The organism is Bacillus sp. 22190, assembly GCF_052045575.1.
Classification (GTDB): Bacteria; Bacillota; Bacilli; order Bacillales; family Bacillaceae; genus Bacillus; species Bacillus altitudinis.
Window position 1 is genome coordinate 22,713 of sequence record NZ_JBQEPF010000005.1, and the last position, 17,813, is coordinate 40,525.

The window sequence follows — 17,813 nt, forward strand, 5'->3', positions numbered from 1 at the left end:
TGTAAAAGATCACTGTGTTTCAACTGTCTTCAGCTCCTTCCAAATCGTTTGAAAGAGCTCTTGGAAACTTGCTGTCTGTCTCGCTTCAAAAGGAGAGAGCGTCCTCAGATCATCTGGAACGGTAAACATTCGCTGGATAGAGCCGGGATGCTTTGAGAATAAGAAAATGCGATCACTCATCGCAATGGCTTCGCCGATGTCATGCGTGACAAGAACAGCCGTTTTTTGATAGTTTTTTAATGTGTGAAAGACGAGGTCTTCTAATGTCAGTTTCGTCTGGTAATCTAGTGCTGAAAATGGCTCATCTAGCAGAAGCAGGCCGGGATCAACTGCAAGCGTTCGGGCGAGAGCCGCACGCTGCCTCATCCCACCTGACAGCTCTTTCGGGTATTTTTCTTCGACATCATTGAGTCCAAGCTTTGGCAGTAAGCTAAGGGCGGCTGAGGTGGCTTCATGTGAATCTTGTTTTGCAATTTTTAACCCGAGAATGACATTTTCCTTGATCGTTTTCCATGGGAACAAATAATCTTGCTGGAGCATATAACCGATTTGATGCTCCTGTTGATTCGGTTCTTTTCCTTCGATTAAAATTCGACCTTCAGAGGGTGGCGTAATGCCTGCGATGATGGAAAGCAAGGTTGTTTTCCCGCAGCCGCTAGGACCAATAAATGAGATGAATTCACCTTGAGTGATCTCCATATTGATGTGCTGTATGGCCGTTGTTTTTTCTTTTAAAGAGAAGTATGTGTGGGTCACATGGTCAATTTGAAGGAAAGACATGTGCTACCTCCTGTTCTATTTGTGATCTGTGACCTTCTTGGCAATGGATGAATCGACAAGTTGTTTGTACGGGATAAATTCCGGTAGTTCACCACTTGCCTTCATGATTTCCTGTAATTTGTTCCATTCCTCTTCATTTAGAAGGGGATCTGTTGCATAGGAGTTCTGCTGTTTGTAGCGTTTGATAGCTGTTGATAAGACATCAAGGTCTGTATCAGGAAATTGAGATTGGATTGTCTCGGCAATCTCCTCTGGGCTCTTTGCTTTGACCCATTTTTGCGCTTTGTAAATGGCACGAGTAAAGGCTTCAGCTGTCTCTTTGTTTTCTTCTAAGTAACTCTTCTTTGCCATAAAGGTGGTATAAGGCACCTTGCCGGAAGCCTCACCAAAGGAGGCGGTAATGTACCCTTTGCCTTCTTTTTCGATTAAGGAAGCTGTCGGTTCGAATAACTGCACAAAATCGCCAGTTCCAGAGGAAAAAGCACCTGAAATGTTGGCAAAATCAATATTTTGAATCATGCGAAGATCCTGTTTCAAATCAATGCCTTCTTTTTTCAGGACATATTCACCGACCATTTGCGGCATGCCGCCTTTCCGTTGTCCGAGAAAGTCCTTTCCTTTCAATTGATCCCAAGAGAATTGATTGATTTTCTCCCTTGAAACAAGAAATGTACCGTCTGTTTGTGTCAGCTGTGCAAAGTTCATGACAGAGTCTTTCGTGTCTTGTGCTTCCACATAAATAGAAGATTCAGATCCGGTCAGAGCGATATCAGCGCCGCCGGATAAGAGAGCTGTCATTGTTTTATCGCCGCCCCAAGTGGTTTTTAATTCAACCTCTAAGCCTTCATCTTTGAAAAATCCTTCGGATAGGGCGACATAAAGCGGTGCATAAAAGACCGAATGGGTCACCTCGGCTACTTGTACGGTCTGCTCTTGGTCTTTTTTACAGGCGACAAATGGAATAAAGAGCAGGACAACGAATATGAATGCCAGTCTGACTTTAATGGAACGATTCAAGAGTAATTCGCCTCCTTTGTTCTAGGTCACTAATTAAAGTATGTCAAAAGGGATTTTTGGTGAGTGCCTAGATGAAATAAGAAGCGCATTGTTTATTTATAGAACGTGTCTTTTTTTCTATACTAGAAGCATGAATGCTTTCTTGTATTTGGAAGAAATAAAGGAGCGGTTTCGTGTATAGATTGAGTTGGGTATTTGTTGGTTGGTATGTAGTGGGTCTTATTTTAATGGTCTTTTTTGAAGTGCCGGCATGGCTTCAGTTTGCGAATGGTATCTTTCTTGTGCTTTACGCCTGCTGCGTCATTGAGATTGGCCGAAATATTTACGGGACATGGAGCTTTGTGATCGTAAGAGCAGCCATTGTGGGTGTGTTGACGTTTACGGTTGAATGGGTGGGGATCACAACTGATTTTCCATTTGGGGCTTATGATTATTATCCGACGCTTGGATTTCTTGTGGCGGGAGTGCCTTTGACGATCGCTTTTGCATGGGTTGGTGTGTTTTTAAATAGTCTTTTTTTATCAAGACAACAATCGAAGTGGAAACGAGCCGTCGAAACCGGTATATGGATTGTGCTGCTTGATCTCATATTAGATCCGGTAGCGGCTGAACGAAAGTTTTGGGTGTGGTATGACGGCGGAGGTTTCTTTGGTATCCCTTTTGAGAATTTTGTCAGCTGGGGTATCATTGGAGCAGGACTTTCATTTCTGTTCCCGCTCGTCTCCATTGATCAGCAGGCATTGCGCTGGAATGGGCGTATTTATCAGGCCATGGTGTTCTTCTTTGGTCTTTTAGCATTAAAGGGCGGGCTGGATGTCATTTTTTATTTAGCACTGATCATTGTCATCTTGTGTGAAGGAAGGGTTCGATTTGAAAGAAAGCGACAAAAACCGATCGTTTAGACGACTCTTTTATTTTTATCTTAAACGATATTTACTGAACAAACATTTTCGCTGTGTCATGATGAAAGGTACGGTTGACCCAAAGGAGAAGCATCCTGTTCTTTATCTTGCTAATCACAGTTCATGGTGGGATGGACTGATCATTTTTCTTTTAATAGAACAAATGTCTGAGCTGGATCATGCCATGATGATGGAAGAGAAGCAGTTGAAGCAATATGCTTTTTTTCAAAAACTTGGTGCATTTCCAGTTCATAAAGAGAAGCTGAAAAGTGTCAAGCAGGCATTAATGACTGCAAAGGAGAAGATGGAGGCTGGCGGGGCTGTGTGGCTCTTCCCGCAGGGGAAAATTATGCACCAAGACACACGGCCGCTTGAACTGGAAGGCGGAGCTTCTTTTTTAGTCAGGCAATTTGAGCAGGTCGTCATCAAACCTGTGACGCTGCATTATACATTTAATCAATTTCAAAAACCGACGGTATCGGTTGAGTTTGGAGAAGATGTCCTAGTAGCTGGCGGATCACTTCGCAGTAAGGAAGTAACAAGTTTACTCGGAGACCTGCTTGAAACACAGTTAAACGCACATCAAGCACAGGTTATTGCTGATCCAGATTTTTCAACAAACGAACAATTTAGGCAGGTGACAAGGACAAGCCGGTCAACTAGTGATGCGTTTGATTCCTTTAAAAAGTGGGTGAAAACATGGCGGTCTTCTTAATTGTCATCAGCGTTTTGCTGCTCTGCCAATTGATGTTTACGATTTGGAATATGAAGCAATTTCCTGTACTCAAGCCGGCATCTCTTTCACCTGATGAACCCATTTCATTATCGATCCTCATTCCAGCGAGAAATGAAGAAAAACGGCTGGAAGCCTGCCTTCAGTCGATTGTTGATCAGCGTCTCCATCCGAAAGAGCTGATCGTGCTGGATGATCACTCGACAGATCAGACGAGAATGATTGCAGAGGGCTTCGCAGAGACATATCCATGGATTCGTGTGCAGTCAGGTCAAGTATTGAAGCGCGGCTGGCTTGGAAAATCATATGCTTGTTCCCAGCTTGCTGAGGCAGCATCTTCTGATTGGCTGTTATTTTTAGATGCAGATGTCCGCTTAAAACAAGGTGCTATTGAAGCGGTGTACAAGCAGTTATGCATACAAAAAACGGGCATGCTTTCAGGTTTCCCAGAGCAAAAAACGGGAACGCCTTTTGAGCATCTTGTCGTTCCTATGATGATGTTTACGATTGGCTGTCATCTGCCAGTGAAGTGGGTCAGAACATCTCAACATCCTGCTTTTGCCGCAGCACATGGCGGTTTTATTGCCATTGAAAAGAACTGTTATCACGAAATAGGTGGTCATGAAGCGATCAAGGATTCTCTTGTGGATGATATGGCTTTGGCTAAACGAGTGAAAGCGAAGGGCTTTCCGTTCACACTGGCAAGTATTCATTCTTTTGTCTACATGAGAATGTATGAGAGTGGACAGGAAGTATGGGAAGGATATCGGAAAAATTTGTTCCCGGGAGTGAATCGAAACATTGCTTTGTTAAGCAGTGTCTTTTGTTTATACTCCGTCCTTTATGTAGTTCCTGTTATTTGCTTTATGATCGCACTGATTCATTTTGATGTGGTCAATCTCTGTTTAGCCCTTCTCTGCTACGGGCTGGGTGTATCCATTAAAGCGGTCATTGATATCGAAAATGGAAGAACGTCTACGATGGCCTTTTTATTGCCGGTCAGTATTATAAGCCTGATGGCCATTGGTTTTGCTTCTATGAAAATTGGGCTGAAAAAAGAAGGCTATGAATGGAAAGGAAGAAGGTACGAATGAAAAAAGTGATCATTATTGGCGGCGGACTTGGCGGGTTATCGGCTGCGATTCGCTTACAGTCACGCGGTTTCCAGGTCACCATTTTAGAAAAAGAAGCTTCTTTAGGCGGGAAATTACAACGCCATCAAGCGTCTGGCTACTCTTTTGATTTAGGGCCGAGTACCATTACAATGAAGGCGTATTTTGAGGAAGTATTTACCTCCTGTCATAGACGAATGGAGGATTATGTGACGTTTTATCCGATTTTCCCGCTTACTAAAAACGTTTTTTCAGATGGACATACGGTCGAGTTTACGCCAGATATTGAGCAAATGGAATCACAAATTGCAGTTTTTAGTCCAGAGGATGCAAAGCGATACCGGGCATTTTTACAGGAATCGAAGAAGCTTTTTCAAATGGCAGAGGATCAGTTTTTAAATCGTTTATTATTGAGCTGGAAGGATAAAGCGGATATCAAGTTAATGAAAGCCCTTCTTGCAGTCAAACCTTTTACATCCGTTCAGCGCTTGCTGCGTCAATATTTTCGTCATCCTCATACATTGGCGATGTTTGGCCGGTATGCGACTTACATTGGCTCTTCTCCATACGAGGCACCTGCTATTTTTAATATGATGGCTTATTTAGAAGGAGAAAAAGGCATTTACGGTATTAAGGGCGGTACGTATCGTTTAGTTGAGGCATTTGAGACACTAGCAAAGGAATTGGGTGTCCAAATTCATCTTAATGAATCAGTCAAAAAGATTCATGTAAAGAATAAGCGAATCCAAGGAGTTGAAACGGATCAACAGTTATATGAAGCAGATCAAGTCATTGCGGGGGCAGATGCACTGACTGTTTATCGCCAATTAATTGATGAAGAAGACCGCCCGAGCTTTGGAAATCAAAAACTGGCAAACATTGAGCCATCGTTATCAGGTTTTGTTCTTTTGTTGGGCGTCCCTAAAGTCTATGAACAATTGTCTCATCACAACGTGTTTTTTCCAGAGAATTATGAACAAGAATTCAAGGATATTTTTCAGAAAAAACAGCTTCCTCATGATCCGACGCTTTACATCTGTTATTCAGGTCATTCAGAGCCAGCTTTAAGCGGAGGGCCAGGAAGAAGTAACTTGTTTGTATTGGCCAATGCGCCATATGTGACAAAAGAGCAAAATTGGGACATGCTAAAGGAGACATATGGCCAGCATATGAAAACAAAACTAAAGGAAAAGGGTCTCTTTGATCTTGACCAGCTTGTAGAATTTGAAGCGGTACAAACCCCGCTTGATTTACAGCAAAAAACGGGAGCGTATCATGGGGCCATTTATGGCATGTCGTCAAACTCATTCAAGCAGGCATTTTTTCGCATCAATAATCAATCAAAGGATATTGAAGGACTTTGGTTTGTTGGCGGCACAAGTCATCCAGGCGGCGGCACTCCGATGGTGACAAAATCAGGACAGCTCGTCGCAGAGGCCATTATCAAGCATTTGACGTAACACCGAATGAAAAGGAGAGAATTCAAGTGATTGTGGAAAAGAGAAGGTTCCCGTCGCCACATCCGCATATTCACTTATATACAGTGACATATGAGGCCGATGGACTTCGGATGAAGGGGCTGCTCGCTGAACCGGCCGGAGAAGGTCTCTATGACGGTTTTTTATATTTACGGGGCGGCATTAAAAATGTGGGAATGGTTAGACCTGGCCGAATTGTGCAATTTGCTGCGCAAGGGTTTGTCGTCTTTGCGCCCTTCTACCGAGGGAATCAAGGAGGCGAAGGGAACGAGGATTTTGCCGGAGAAGACCGGAAAGATGCATTTGCTGCATTTCAGCTGTTGAAACATCATCAAAAGGTGAAGCAGGAGCGCATTCATATCTTTGGTTTTTCCCGCGGCGGAATTATGGGCATATGGACCGCTGTTGAAATGAAGCATGAGGCCGCTTCCTTTGTGACATGGGGAGGCGTAAGTGATATGAAGCTCACCTATGAAGAACGTGTGGATATGAGAAGAATGATGAAGCGTGTGATAGGAGGTCCTCCGCATAAGATACCAGAAGCATATGAGGCTAGAACGCCTTTGAATCATGTGCACCAAATTGAAGCACCTGTCCTAATCATTCATGGGGAGCTGGATGAGAATGTATCCATTGAGCATGCGTATTTATTAGAAGATGCCCTGCGTCAGCATGGCAAGTCTGTGGAAACATGGTATTTTCACGGATATCATCATTATTTCCCGCCACAGCATAACCGGGAGATTGTCAGACGGTTGACGACATGGATGCACAGCCGAAAAGGCGGAAATGTGGTAAAATAAACGGTAGAAAGAAATATAGAAAGTAGGGGGATTTTCATTATGGGAATGCCTGTTGAATTTAATACAATGATTGTCACAAAAGGAAAAGAGACAAGAATTGAAGAAAATGTGTTTGAGCTCATGAAGGAAGGGTACCGCATTTATCCATTAAATATTCCGCTTGAGGTGCGTAAAACGAAAGACGGAGAAAAAACGGGAACAGCACATGTTGAAAAGCTGGAGCTCACAGACAATATCACGAAGGTGACATACCGTCTTATGTCATTGCATTCAACGAACTAAAAAAGCTGAGGGATTCATTCCCTCAGCTTTTTCCTTTTGATTAGACGAGTGGTCCGCCTTTTGCTTCAATATCACTTGCTGCATGGCTGAATTTTTTAAAGTTCTTTTTAAATTCATTTGCAAGGAAGTTTGCTTTTTCTTTGTAAGCCTCTTGATCGTCCCATGTTTTAGCAGGCTGAAGCACTTCATCTGGCACTCCCGGAATATGAAGCGGGATGTGTAATCCGAAGATGTCGTCAGTGATCATTTCAGCGTTGTCAAGATCGCCTTCGATCGCTGCCTGCACCATTGCTCTTGTATGAGCAAGATTCATTCGTTTGCCCGTACCGTAGCCGCCGCCAGTCCAGCCTGTATTCACAAGGAATACTTTTGCGCCGTGCTCATCGATTTTTTTACCAAGCATTTCAGCATAGACATGAGCAGGAAGTGGCAAGAATGGTGAACCAAAGCAAGTAGAGAACGTTGTTTCTGGTGACGTCACGCCACGCTCAGTTCCCGCTAATTTACTTGTGTAACCGCTCAAGAAGTGGTACATCGCTTGTTCTTTCGTTAAACGGCTGATTGGAGGTAAAACGCCGAATGCATCAGCTGTTAAAAAGACGATAGCAGATGGGTGACCTGCAATACTTGGTTTCACGATGTTATCAATCATTTCGATTGGGTAAGCCGCACGTGTATTTTCAGTAAAGAATGTGTCATCATAATCTGCTTCACGTGTTTCTTCATCAAGTACTACATTTTCAAGCACTGATCCGAAGCTGATGGCTTTGTAAATTTGGGGTTCTTTTTCTTCACTTAAGTTCACGCATTTTGCATAGCATCCGCCTTCAATATTGAAGACACCTGTGTTAGACCAGCCGTGCTCATCGTCTCCAATCAGCTTACGGCTTGCACTTGCAGAAAGCGTCGTTTTTCCAGTACCTGAAAGGCCGAAAAATAAAGCAACATCGCCTTCTTGACCGACGTTAGCAGAGCAGTGCATTGATAAAATATCTTGTTCAGGAAGCAGGTAGTTCATAACAGAGAAAATGGATTTTTTCATCTCTCCTGCATATTCTGTTCCACCGATCAGAATCGTCCGTTTTTCAAAAGAAACGATAATAAACGTTTCAGAGTTTGTGCCATCTGTTTCAGGATCTGCTTTAAAGTGAGGTGCAGATAAGATGGTGAAAGGTTTTTCGTTTGATGATGGTGTTGATCCATCAGGTCTGATGAATAGCTGCTTTGCAAAAAGATTGTGCCAAGCGAATTCATTTACAACTGTAATTGGCATACGGTATTTTTCGTCAGCACCGGCAAAACCATCAAAGACAAATAGTTCATCACGTTCTTTTAAGTATGACACAACCTTTGTATATAAACGATCAAATGCCTCTTTTGAGATCGGCTGATTGACTTGACCCCAATCAATTTTATGTTCAGAGTTTTCTTCTTTTACGATGAATTTATCTTTAGGCGAACGTCCAGTGTAGGCACCCGTTGTGGCGCGGACAGCACCAGTTGAAGTTAAAACGCCTTCATTACGTGCCAAAATCTTTTCAACAAGTTTCGGAACAGATAAATTTTGGTGCGTATTTTCTAATGAGAGCAATGACTGCAAATCTTCTTTTAAATCCACTGAGTTCATAAAAAAACCCTTCCTTTACCGTTGAATTTGTTTGTTTCGATTAGTATAACACATTGATAATAATAGTCTATACTATTTAAACATTTTTGTGTGTGTTTTTTCATTTCTGCTATGAAAATATGCTTTTTGGTGATGCTAATGATGAGGTGAAAAAAAGGGGAGATAATTCCTATGAACCATTGACATGACGCAAGGGTTTAAGATAAGATATCTTATTGAACGGATACTCTTATCCCGAGTTGGTGGAGGGACAGGCCCGATGAAGCCCAGCAACCGGTTTCTTATGAAAAAGGCATGAACATGCTGAGAAACCAAGGTGCTAACCTGATGCAAGGTACAAGAACACCTTGAGCGATAAGAGTGAAAGGCATGCGATCTCAGACCCTTTCCTCGCAATGAAGGAAATGGTTTTTTTATTTTTGGGATATCATATGAACAAATTGCCAATAACATCTCTAATATAAACATGTTGAAATATAAGAGGGAACGAGTTCCGTATCATATTGGAGGCCTCATCTTGGGATGATGTGGTCTTGTACAGGAGGAAATAGCCATTATGAGTCAAAATCGTCGTTTATTTACTTCAGAATCAGTGACCGAAGGACATCCAGATAAAATCTGTGATCAAATTTCAGACAGCATTTTGGATGAAATTTTAAAGAAAGATCCAAATGCACGTGTTGCCTGTGAAACTTCTGTAACAACCGGTCTCGTATTAGTAAGCGGTGAGATTACAACGTCTACTTATGTTGACATTCCAAAGACGGTGCGTGACACGATTAAGGAAATTGGCTACACACGTGCGAAATATGGTTTTGATGCGGAAACATGTGCGGTTCTTACATCAATTGATGAACAGTCTGCTGATATTGCGCAAGGTGTAGACAAAGCGCTTGAAGCACGTGAAGGAACAATGACTGAAGAAGAAATTGATGCGATCGGTGCAGGTGACCAAGGTCTGATGTTTGGTTTTGCAAATAACGAAACTGAAGAGCTTATGCCACTGCCGATTTCTCTTGCACATAAATTATCTCGCCGTTTAACAGAAGTACGCAAGAATGAAACACTTGCATACCTTCGTCCAGACGGAAAAACTCAAGTAACAGTTGAATATGATGAACAAAACAAACCAGTTCGTATTGATACGGTGGTTATTTCTACACAGCATGCACCAGAAGTGACGCTTGAACAAATTCAAAGCGACTTAAAAGAGCATGTCATCCGCCCTGTCGTTCCAAGTGAACTGATCGATGAAGAAACAAAATACTTCATCAACCCAACAGGCCGCTTTGTTATCGGTGGACCTCAAGGGGATGCTGGTTTAACTGGACGTAAAATCATCGTTGACACTTATGGCGGGTATGCTCGTCACGGTGGCGGTGCTTTCTCTGGTAAGGATGCAACGAAGGTTGACCGTTCTGCAGCATATGCGGCTCGCTATGTAGCGAAAAACATCGTAGCAGCTGGTCTTGCAGATTCATGTGAAGTGCAGCTTGCTTATGCAATTGGTGTTGCACAGCCTGTCTCCATTTCAATTGATACATTTGGAACAGGAAAAGCCTCTGAAGAGAAATTAATTGAAGTGGTACGTGCAAACTTTGATCTTCGTCCAGCTGGCATTATTAAAATGCTTGACTTACGTCGTCCGATCTATAAACAAACCGCTGCATACGGACATTTTGGCCGTCATGACTTGGATCTTCCGTGGGAAAAAACGGATAAAGCCGACACGCTTCGCAAGGAAGCATTAGGAGAATAACAACATACAAAACCGCTTATTTTAAGCGGTTTTCCTTTTGATTAAAAAAAAATCTACAAAAAGCGTAAAAATGTGAAACAAAATTGGACAAAATACTGTCTAATTATAGGTCTACTTTTAAGAAATAACATAACGTGGAGGCAATAATATGTGTGGGTTTGTTGGTGTATTTAATCACCGTCCATTGTCCGAAACTACTGAGCAGGAAGAGTTAATTAAGCAAATGAATCGTCTCATCGTTCATCGAGGTCCGGATGATGAGGGGTACTTTCATGATGAGCATGTAGGATTTGGATTTAGACGTTTAAGTATTATAGATGTTGAACACGGAAAGCAGCCGCTTTCTTATGAAGATGAAAAATATTGGATTATTTTCAACGGAGAAATTTATAACTATGTGGAGCTGAAAGAAGAGCTTGTGAAAAAAGGCTATACGTTCAGCACAGATTCTGATACGGAAGTCCTTCTTGCCACATATCGTCACTATAAAGAAGAAGCGGCATCGAAGCTTCGCGGCATGTTTGCCTTTTTAATTTGGGATAAAGAAGCGCAGTTATTATATGGCGCAAGAGATCCTTTCGGCATTAAACCGCTCTATTTTACACAAATGGATGACCAAGTGTACTTTGCTTCTGAACGCAAAAGTTTAATGGCTGTGAATGAGAACATTTTATTTGATGAGACTGCTTTGCAGCAGTACATGTCTTTTCAGTTCGTTCCTGAGCCAAATACACTTGATCAAAAAGTGCACAAAGTCGAGCCAGGTCATCAGTTTACACTGCGTCCAGGCCAAGACATTGCATTTAAGACTTACTGGAAAGTTCAATTCAAGCCTGAACAAACACAAGAGCAGAAATTAGTAGAAGAAGTACGTGATGCTATCTATGATTCTGTAAAAGTCCACATGAGAAGTGATGTGCCTGTTGGTTCATTCCTATCAGGCGGGATCGATTCTTCTTTCATCGTGTCGGTCGCAAAGGAATTTCACCCTGAACTGAAGACATTCTCTGTTGGTTTCCAGCAGGATGGATTCAGTGAGGTAGATGTAGCAAAAGAAACAGCTGATAAGCTGGGATTGCAAAACTTTAGTGCTGTGATTTCTCCTGAGGAATATATGAATGAGCTTCCGAAGATCGTCTGGCATTTAGATGATCCTTTGGCTGATCCAGCGGCGATTCCATTGTATTTCGTAGCAAAAGAAGCGAAAAAACAAGTCACAGTTGTTCTTTCAGGTGAGGGAGCAGACGAGCTATTCGGTGGATATAATATTTACCGTGAACCGCTATCTCTAAAGCCTTTTGAATCTGTACCATCCATGCTGAAAAAGCTTCTTCTTCGTCTGGCTCGTTTAATGCCAGAAGGAATGAAAGGGAAGAGCTTTATCGTTCGCGGCTGTACGCCATTAGAGGAACGTTATATCGGCAATGCGAAAATCTTTGAAGAGCCAGTGAAGAAAAACCTCTTAAAGCAGTATGATCCGAACATCACGTATCGTGACGTGACGAAAACATACTTCGAGGAAAGCGCAGGCTACAGTGATATTAACAAAATGCAATATGTTGATATACATACGTGGATGCGCGGGGATATCCTGCTGAAAGCAGATAAGATGACAATGGCGAATTCTCTTGAGCTTCGTGTTCCATTCCTTGATAAGGTCGTATTTGAAGCAGCTTCTAAAATTCCAGAAGAGCTGAAAACGAAAGACGGCACAACGAAATATTTATTGCGTAAAGCAGCAGAAGGCATTGTGCCGGACCATGTGTTAAACCGTAAAAAACTAGGTTTCCCTGTGCCAATTCGTCATTGGCTGAAAAATGAGATGAACGCTTGGGCGAAAGATATCATTAAAAACAGTCAAACAGATGAATACATTAACAAGGCATATGTTCTTGATTTATTAAATGATCATTGTGCTGGAAAAGCCGATCATAGCCGTAAGATTTGGACTGTCCTGATCTTTATGATCTGGCATAGCATCTATGTAGAGCGCAGCATTGATCCAGAGCAGTTGAATCACCAGCCGAAAGAAGTTATTTTTAGCTAATGAAAAAGGTTTTCAGCTTTGTGCTGAAAACCTTTTTTGTCATGATAGAAAGTGGTGGAAAAGGGTAAAATAACAAGTGGTACACAGTTATTGCTTAATATCCTGAAAAAAACATGATAAAGTGAAGATACATGTATGATGTTAACGCGATAAAAGGGAACGATAGTATTGTCCTTTTTCTACATATTCTCTGCGGATACGATCCATGTCTTGGATATCTTCATCTGTTAACTGGCGAACGACTTTGGCTGGGCGGCCAAAAGCGAGTGAACCTTTTGGGATGACTTTTCCTTGCGGGACAAGGCTACCTGCACCAATAAAGGCTCCTTCGCCAATTTCCGCACCATCGAGAATGATGGATCCCATGCCAATGAGGGCATTTTTTCGAATGATAGAGCTATGTAATGTGACTTGGTGTCCAATGGTAGCACCATCTTCAATCAGAAGTGTTTTTCCAGGACTTTGATGCAGACAGGATAAGTCTTGAATGTTGACGTTTTTTCCAATTCTCACAGGAGCTACATCGCCTCTAATGACCGTTTGGAACCAAACGCTTGAATATTCTCCAATTGTGACATCACCTGTAATGGTGGCGTTTTCTGCAACAAAGACCGATTCATGAATCTCAGGTGTAAACTGATGATATGGATAAATCACTTTTTCGACTTCCTTTCTTAATACAACATTTGTGAGGTGTTTACTTTGTGGACTTGGCATGCTGAAAGACCGGTTGGTACAATTGTCATTGTACATGGTGCTAGTGAATATCATGGCCGATATAAATGGCTGATCGAAATGTGGCGAAATGCAGGCTATCACGTCGTCATGGGTGACCTGCCTGGGCAAGGGACATCGACACGTGCGAGAGGCCACATTCGTTCTTTTCAAGAATACATTGATACAGTCGATGAATGGATTGAACATGCGAAGTCGTTCAGACTTCCGACATTTTTACTTGGACATAGTATGGGGGGACTGATTTCGATTGAATGGTTCAAGCAGTATACCCATACGAAGATTGATGGCCTTATTTTATCATCACCTTGTTTAGGTCTGCAATTTAAACCGAAGAAGCTGATGGATTTTGCGTCAAAAGGGCTAAATGTGCTGGCGCCGTCTTTTAAAGTCGAATCTGGGCTGTCGATTGAACTTGCCACGCGGAATCAAGATGTGATAGAGGCAGATTCGAATGATTCGCTTTATGTGACGAAGGTGTCGGTTCGCTGGTATCGAGAACTGGTGAAAAATATCGATGCGGCGATGCAGCCTACGAATGTTTTTCGGTCGATTCCACTCCTGCTCATGCAGGCAGGCGATGACAAGATTGTAGATAAAACAAGAGTGATGAAATGGTTCAATGGCATTGAATCAACCAATAAATCATACCGTGAATGGGAAGGGCTTTATCATGAGATTTTTAATGAGCCCGAGCGAGAAGAAGTGTTTAAGGCGGCAAGAGCCTTTACTGATCAATATATTTGATTGTGAGCTTAAGTTGGGGGTGGATTGATTTGTCAGTACCAGAACGTCCTTTTGCACTGATGACGAAGGTGTATAAAGATATTTTTCCGTTAGTTCATCAGGAGCTAAAAAAGTGGCGGGCGCATGCAGAAATGATTGAAAACGAAGAACTGAGAACGCAGGCACTAGCGAGCATATCCAGTAAAACCTTTCACTGTGAAGGCGGGGGAATTTTATCTCTTCTTGCAGGTGAAGCGAAGGAAACGTGTATTGAATTCATTGTGGCGTACCAAACGATTAGCGATTACTTAGATAATTTGTGTGACCGCAGTACATCACTTGATCCAAAGGATTTTCATATGCTGCATCAGGCAATGAGAGATGCACTCGATATTCATGCGGAGCTTAAGCCGTATTATCAATTCCGTGATGATCAAGAGGATCATGGGTACCTGCATGCGCTAGTCAGGACGTGCCAAGATGTGCTGTCACGTCTAGCGCATTATCCGATCATTCAGCCCTATTTACATACGCTGTGTGATTATTATAGTGATTTACAAGTACATAAGCATGTGGTTCCTCATGAGCGTGAACCCCGATTAGAGTCATGGTTCCGCCAGTATGAAAAGGATTTACCGAAGATGGAGTGGTATGAGTTTTCCGCATGTGCAGGATCAACGCTGGGCATTTTCTGTCTTGTGGCTTATGCACTGCAGCCTGATTTTACAGAGAAGCAGGCGAAGCAAATTTACGAAAGTTATTTCCCTTATATCCAAGGTCTGCACATCTTACTGGACTATTTAATCGACCAAGAAGAGGACAGGCTGGAAGGCGATTTGAATTTTTGCTCGTACTACAACTCTCATCATGAGATGATGGATAGACTACAGCATTTTATTGAAAAAGCGGATGAACAGCTGAAAGGCATTCCACACGAGAACTTTCACAAACTAATCAATAGAGGGTTACTTGCGGTCTATTTGTCTGATGAAAAAGTGACAGCCCAAAAAGAGATGAACAAGCTGGCAAAGCGGTTGATCAAATCAAGCGGGAAAACATCGTTCTTTTTCTATATCAATGGCAGAGCCTATCGCACCTATCAGAAAATGCCTTGGATGAAATCTTCATAAAGGATAAAGTAAGCTCATCAGCTTGTAGAAAACAAAATGGTTTTCTACAAGCTTTTTTGTTTTGAACGGTTTTGCTTGGGCGATGTACCCTTTTTAAGGCGAACCATGATCAGACGTATCCTCTTTTTTCATTACAATCCTCTTATTTGCTGCCGATAATATTCTTAGTGTACGAAAAATAGGAGAAAAGTATGGATTGAATGAATCGTATCTACTCCTTATGACGTATATTTGTTGAAAAACTTAAAAAAGGGGAAGGTCGAATATGTCATTTTTTAAAAAGTTTGCAGCAAGTGTAGGAATCGGTGCAGCAAAAGTGGATACAATTTTGGAGAAAGATGCGTATGAACCGGGAGAAGAAGTAAAGGGAACAGTCCATGTGAAGGGCGGAAAAGTGCCTCAAGATATCCGCTATATTGATTTAAAGTTGAAAACATGGTACACCATTGTAAAAGATGATGAAGAGCAACGAAAACACACAACCATCCATTCTGTCCGAGTGACTGAATCATTCACGATTCAGCCTGGGGAAGCTCAGCAGTTTACATTCTCGTTTCACCTTCCTCTTGATACACCAATGACTGTAGGTAAAGTAGAGGTTGCTGTTGTGACAGACCTTGATATTCAAGGTGGTATTGATAAATTTGATCATGACCGCATTTTTGTAAACGCACACCCTTGGGTGAATCGTGTGCTTGAAGCTGTTGGAAACTTAGGCTTTCACCTTCATGAAGCAGACTGCGAAGAAGCACCTTATTTTAGGCGCCGCCTTCCCTTTGTTCAAGAATTTGAGTTCATACCGACTTCCGACTATTATCGTCAAATGCTTGATGAGTTAGAGGTGATTTTCTTCATTGATGAAGAGGGGTTAGATATCATTTTTGAAGTCGACCGTAGAGCAAGAGGGCTGCGTGGCTGGCTGGAAGAAATGTATAATGACGGAGAACAGCTTGTACGTGTCCGCTTTACTCAATCAGAGCTTGCAGATGTAGAAGAGCTGGAAGTAGTACTTGAAGAAATCATTGACCAATACGCTTATTAAATAAAAAAACTCAAATCCATTAAGAGGATTTGAGTTTTTTTTCGATGGCTACCACGAAGGGCGGATCGTTTTGAATATTCATGTATTGATAAGAGATCACCTGTACTTCTTCGTGATGGAGTGTTTTGCAATAATCAAGAAGGATGTCCTTCTCTTTTTTTCCTTCGGGGTGCCCGTGGTAAATCACAAGAACGATCAGACCTCCAGGCTTAAGCCAATCCATGAGCTGTTTGATCGCTTCAATGGTCGTAGGGGCATGAGTTGTGACGGTTTTATCGCCTCCTGGTAAGTACCCAAGATTGAACACTGCACCAGATATGTGACCATAAGCTTCGGCTGGCAGATGCTCAGCAAGTTGTTCATGTCCGTCATGGATAAGGTGAACGTAAGGGTAGTGCTCACCAAGTCTTTTGCTTGTTTGCTCGATGGCTTCCTTCTGTACATCGAATGCGAAAACTTGTCCATCCTTTCCGACAAGGTCAGCTAAATAGTGTGTATCATGGCCATTTCCCATCGTTGCATCAATGACAATATCTCCTTTTTGACAAGCACGCTCTAACAGCTCTTTACTAAAAGGGAGCATCCGTTTTAAAATCATTTTGCCGCTTCTTCCAATCTGACGAAGCGTTTGCCTTGGTAGCTGTTACGTCTTTCAAGCTCAGCATTAATGGCATTGAGCACTTCCCATTTATTCACACTCCACATTGGACCTACCATTAATTCAATGGGACCATCGCCTGTAATACGATGAATAATCATTTCTGGGGGCAGGATCTCCAGCTGATCACAGACAAGCTGGACATATTCCTCTTGGCTGAGAAATTCTAGTTTGCCTTTCTCATATTGCTTCACCATCGGTGTTCCTTTTAACAGGTGAAGTAGATGAATTTTAATTCCTTGCACATCTAAATCAGCGACAGCTTTTGCTGTTTCCATCATCATATCTCGGTTTTCAAGAGGAAGACCGTTGATGATATGTGAACAGACTCGAATGCCATGTTTTCGCAGTTTTTCTACACCTTCTACGTAGCATTCATAATCATGGGCACGGTTGATGAGCATCGCTGTCCGCTCATGTACAGTTTGTAGACCAAGTTCAACCCATAGATACGTCCGCTCATTTAACTCAGCTAAATATTCCACGACGTCATCTGGCAGACAATCAGGTCTTGTGGCAATCGATAAACCAACCACTCCATCCAGATTCATAACGGTTTCGTATTTTTCTTTTAAAACAGGAAGCGGCGCATGTGTATTTGTGTAAGCTTGGAAATACGCCATGTATTTTCCGTCTTTCCATTTTGTATGCATCCGGTCCTTGATTTCATTAAATTGAGTGATGAGATCATCCGCACGGTTCCCTGCAAAATCACCAGATCCTGCTGCGCTGCAAAATGTGCAACCTCCATGTGCGACAGTACCATCACGGTTTGGACAATCAAAGCCGCCGTCTAATGCGACTTTAAATACTTTATGACCAAAGTGCTCACGCAAATGATAATTCCATGTGTGATAACGTTTTTCGCTGTTTGAATATAAAAAAGGGTTATGCTGATCCAAGTCAGTAACCTCCTTGCATAATAATAGGCATCCTTAAAGTTTAACAAAAATCACGAAAGAGGACAATTGAATCTGTCCAA

17 protein-coding genes and 1 riboswitch are annotated in these 17,813 nt (G+C 42.2%); of the genes, 11 read left to right on the top strand and 6 right to left on the bottom strand.

The window, feature by feature from the left end:
* Positions 1-9: 9 nt before the first annotated feature.
* Both ACTJKA_RS08470 and ACTJKA_RS08475 read right to left on the bottom strand, forming a co-directional pair.
* The gene (locus tag ACTJKA_RS08470; protein WP_008342956.1) at positions 10-780 is read right to left on the bottom strand and encodes an ABC transporter ATP-binding protein; all 771 of its coding nucleotides are present in this window, start codon (positions 778-780) and stop codon (positions 10-12) included.
* A gap of 15 nt (positions 781-795) precedes the next feature.
* Positions 796-1,797, bottom strand: coding sequence for an ABC transporter substrate-binding protein (locus tag ACTJKA_RS08475; protein ID WP_144610514.1), 1,002 nt, complete (start codon positions 1,795-1,797; stop codon positions 796-798).
* 173 nt (positions 1,798-1,970) lie between these two features.
* Between ACTJKA_RS08475 and ACTJKA_RS08480 the strand changes: the two genes are divergently transcribed.
* From ACTJKA_RS08480 to ACTJKA_RS08505, 6 genes are read left to right on the top strand one after another with little or no spacing between them, the layout of a single operon-like run.
* A complete protein-coding gene (locus ACTJKA_RS08480; RefSeq protein ID WP_224563990.1) occupies positions 1,971-2,699 on the top strand; it encodes a carotenoid biosynthesis protein in 729 nt (242 codons plus the stop codon).
* On the top strand, positions 2,668-3,414 hold the full coding sequence (locus ACTJKA_RS08485) for a lysophospholipid acyltransferase family protein (protein WP_224563988.1): 747 nt from the start codon (positions 2,668-2,670) through the stop codon (positions 3,412-3,414). Before ACTJKA_RS08480 ends, ACTJKA_RS08485 begins: the two co-directional genes overlap by 32 nt.
* A complete protein-coding gene (locus ACTJKA_RS08490; protein WP_052320822.1) occupies positions 3,399-4,526 on the top strand; it encodes a glycosyltransferase in 1,128 nt (375 codons plus the stop codon). Before ACTJKA_RS08485 ends, ACTJKA_RS08490 begins: the two co-directional genes overlap by 16 nt.
* Positions 4,523-6,004 carry a phytoene desaturase family protein gene (locus ACTJKA_RS08495; protein WP_268359193.1) on the top strand — a complete coding sequence of 494 codons (1,482 nt, stop codon included), beginning with the start codon at positions 4,523-4,525 and terminating at the stop codon, positions 6,002-6,004. The genes ACTJKA_RS08490 and ACTJKA_RS08495 overlap by 4 nt, the downstream gene beginning before the upstream one ends.
* Before the next feature lie 26 nt (positions 6,005-6,030).
* A complete protein-coding gene (locus tag ACTJKA_RS08500) occupies positions 6,031-6,825 on the top strand; it encodes an alpha/beta hydrolase family protein (protein WP_048003413.1) in 795 nt (264 codons plus the stop codon).
* Between the two features lie 39 nt (positions 6,826-6,864).
* A complete protein-coding gene (locus ACTJKA_RS08505; RefSeq protein WP_048003412.1) occupies positions 6,865-7,107 on the top strand; it encodes a DUF2584 domain-containing protein in 243 nt (80 codons plus the stop codon).
* 40 nt (positions 7,108-7,147) lie between these two features.
* Here the strand turns inward: ACTJKA_RS08505 and pckA are convergent, their stop codons facing one another.
* Complete coding sequence (pckA, locus tag ACTJKA_RS08510) at positions 7,148-8,734, bottom strand: phosphoenolpyruvate carboxykinase (ATP) (protein WP_007501908.1); 1,587 nt, start codon at positions 8,732-8,734, stop codon at positions 7,148-7,150.
* Positions 8,735-8,960: 226 nt separating this feature from the next.
* A riboswitch (SAM riboswitch) is annotated at positions 8,961-9,095 on the top strand.
* A 195-nt stretch (positions 9,096-9,290) separates the two neighbouring features.
* On the opposite strand from pckA, the gene metK reads away from it, so the two are divergent.
* Positions 9,291-10,493 (top strand): methionine adenosyltransferase, encoded by a 1,203-nt coding sequence (gene metK / locus ACTJKA_RS08515; protein WP_008342973.1) that lies wholly within the window; start codon positions 9,291-9,293, stop codon positions 10,491-10,493.
* 148 nt (positions 10,494-10,641) lie between these two features.
* Positions 10,642-12,540, top strand: a complete 1,899-nt coding sequence (asnB, locus tag ACTJKA_RS08520) for an asparagine synthase (glutamine-hydrolyzing) (protein ID WP_008342976.1) — start codon at positions 10,642-10,644, stop codon at positions 12,538-12,540.
* Between the two features lie 141 nt (positions 12,541-12,681).
* Here asnB and ACTJKA_RS08525 read toward each other — a convergent pair whose 3' ends face one another.
* Positions 12,682-13,197, bottom strand: coding sequence for a gamma carbonic anhydrase (locus ACTJKA_RS08525; RefSeq protein ID WP_008342977.1), 516 nt, complete (start codon positions 13,195-13,197; stop codon positions 12,682-12,684).
* Between the two features lie 45 nt (positions 13,198-13,242).
* Between ACTJKA_RS08525 and ACTJKA_RS08530 the strand changes: the two genes are divergently transcribed.
* The 3 genes from ACTJKA_RS08530 (at position 13,243) to ACTJKA_RS08540 (ending at position 16,173) form a co-directional block, all read left to right on the top strand.
* Positions 13,243-14,022, top strand: a complete 780-nt coding sequence (locus ACTJKA_RS08530) for an alpha/beta hydrolase (protein WP_007501904.1) — start codon at positions 13,243-13,245, stop codon at positions 14,020-14,022.
* A gap of 29 nt (positions 14,023-14,051) precedes the next feature.
* Positions 14,052-15,131, top strand: a complete 1,080-nt coding sequence (locus tag ACTJKA_RS08535) for a tetraprenyl-beta-curcumene synthase family protein (RefSeq protein ID WP_017358359.1) — start codon at positions 14,052-14,054, stop codon at positions 15,129-15,131.
* 265 nt (positions 15,132-15,396) lie between these two features.
* Positions 15,397-16,173 carry a sporulation protein gene (locus ACTJKA_RS08540; protein ID WP_035702113.1) on the top strand — a complete coding sequence of 259 codons (777 nt, stop codon included), beginning with the start codon at positions 15,397-15,399 and terminating at the stop codon, positions 16,171-16,173.
* 19 nt (positions 16,174-16,192) lie between these two features.
* On the opposite strand, the gene ACTJKA_RS08545 is transcribed toward ACTJKA_RS08540, so the two are convergent.
* Both ACTJKA_RS08545 and ACTJKA_RS08550 read right to left on the bottom strand, forming a co-directional pair.
* Positions 16,193-16,771, bottom strand: a complete 579-nt coding sequence (locus tag ACTJKA_RS08545; RefSeq protein ID WP_251185813.1) for a tRNA (mnm(5)s(2)U34)-methyltransferase — start codon at positions 16,769-16,771, stop codon at positions 16,193-16,195.
* Positions 16,768-17,733 (bottom strand): TIGR01212 family radical SAM protein, encoded by a 966-nt coding sequence (locus tag ACTJKA_RS08550; RefSeq protein ID WP_017358356.1) that lies wholly within the window; start codon positions 17,731-17,733, stop codon positions 16,768-16,770. The genes ACTJKA_RS08545 and ACTJKA_RS08550 overlap by 4 nt, the downstream gene beginning before the upstream one ends.
* Between the last annotated feature and the right edge of the window lie 80 nt (positions 17,734-17,813).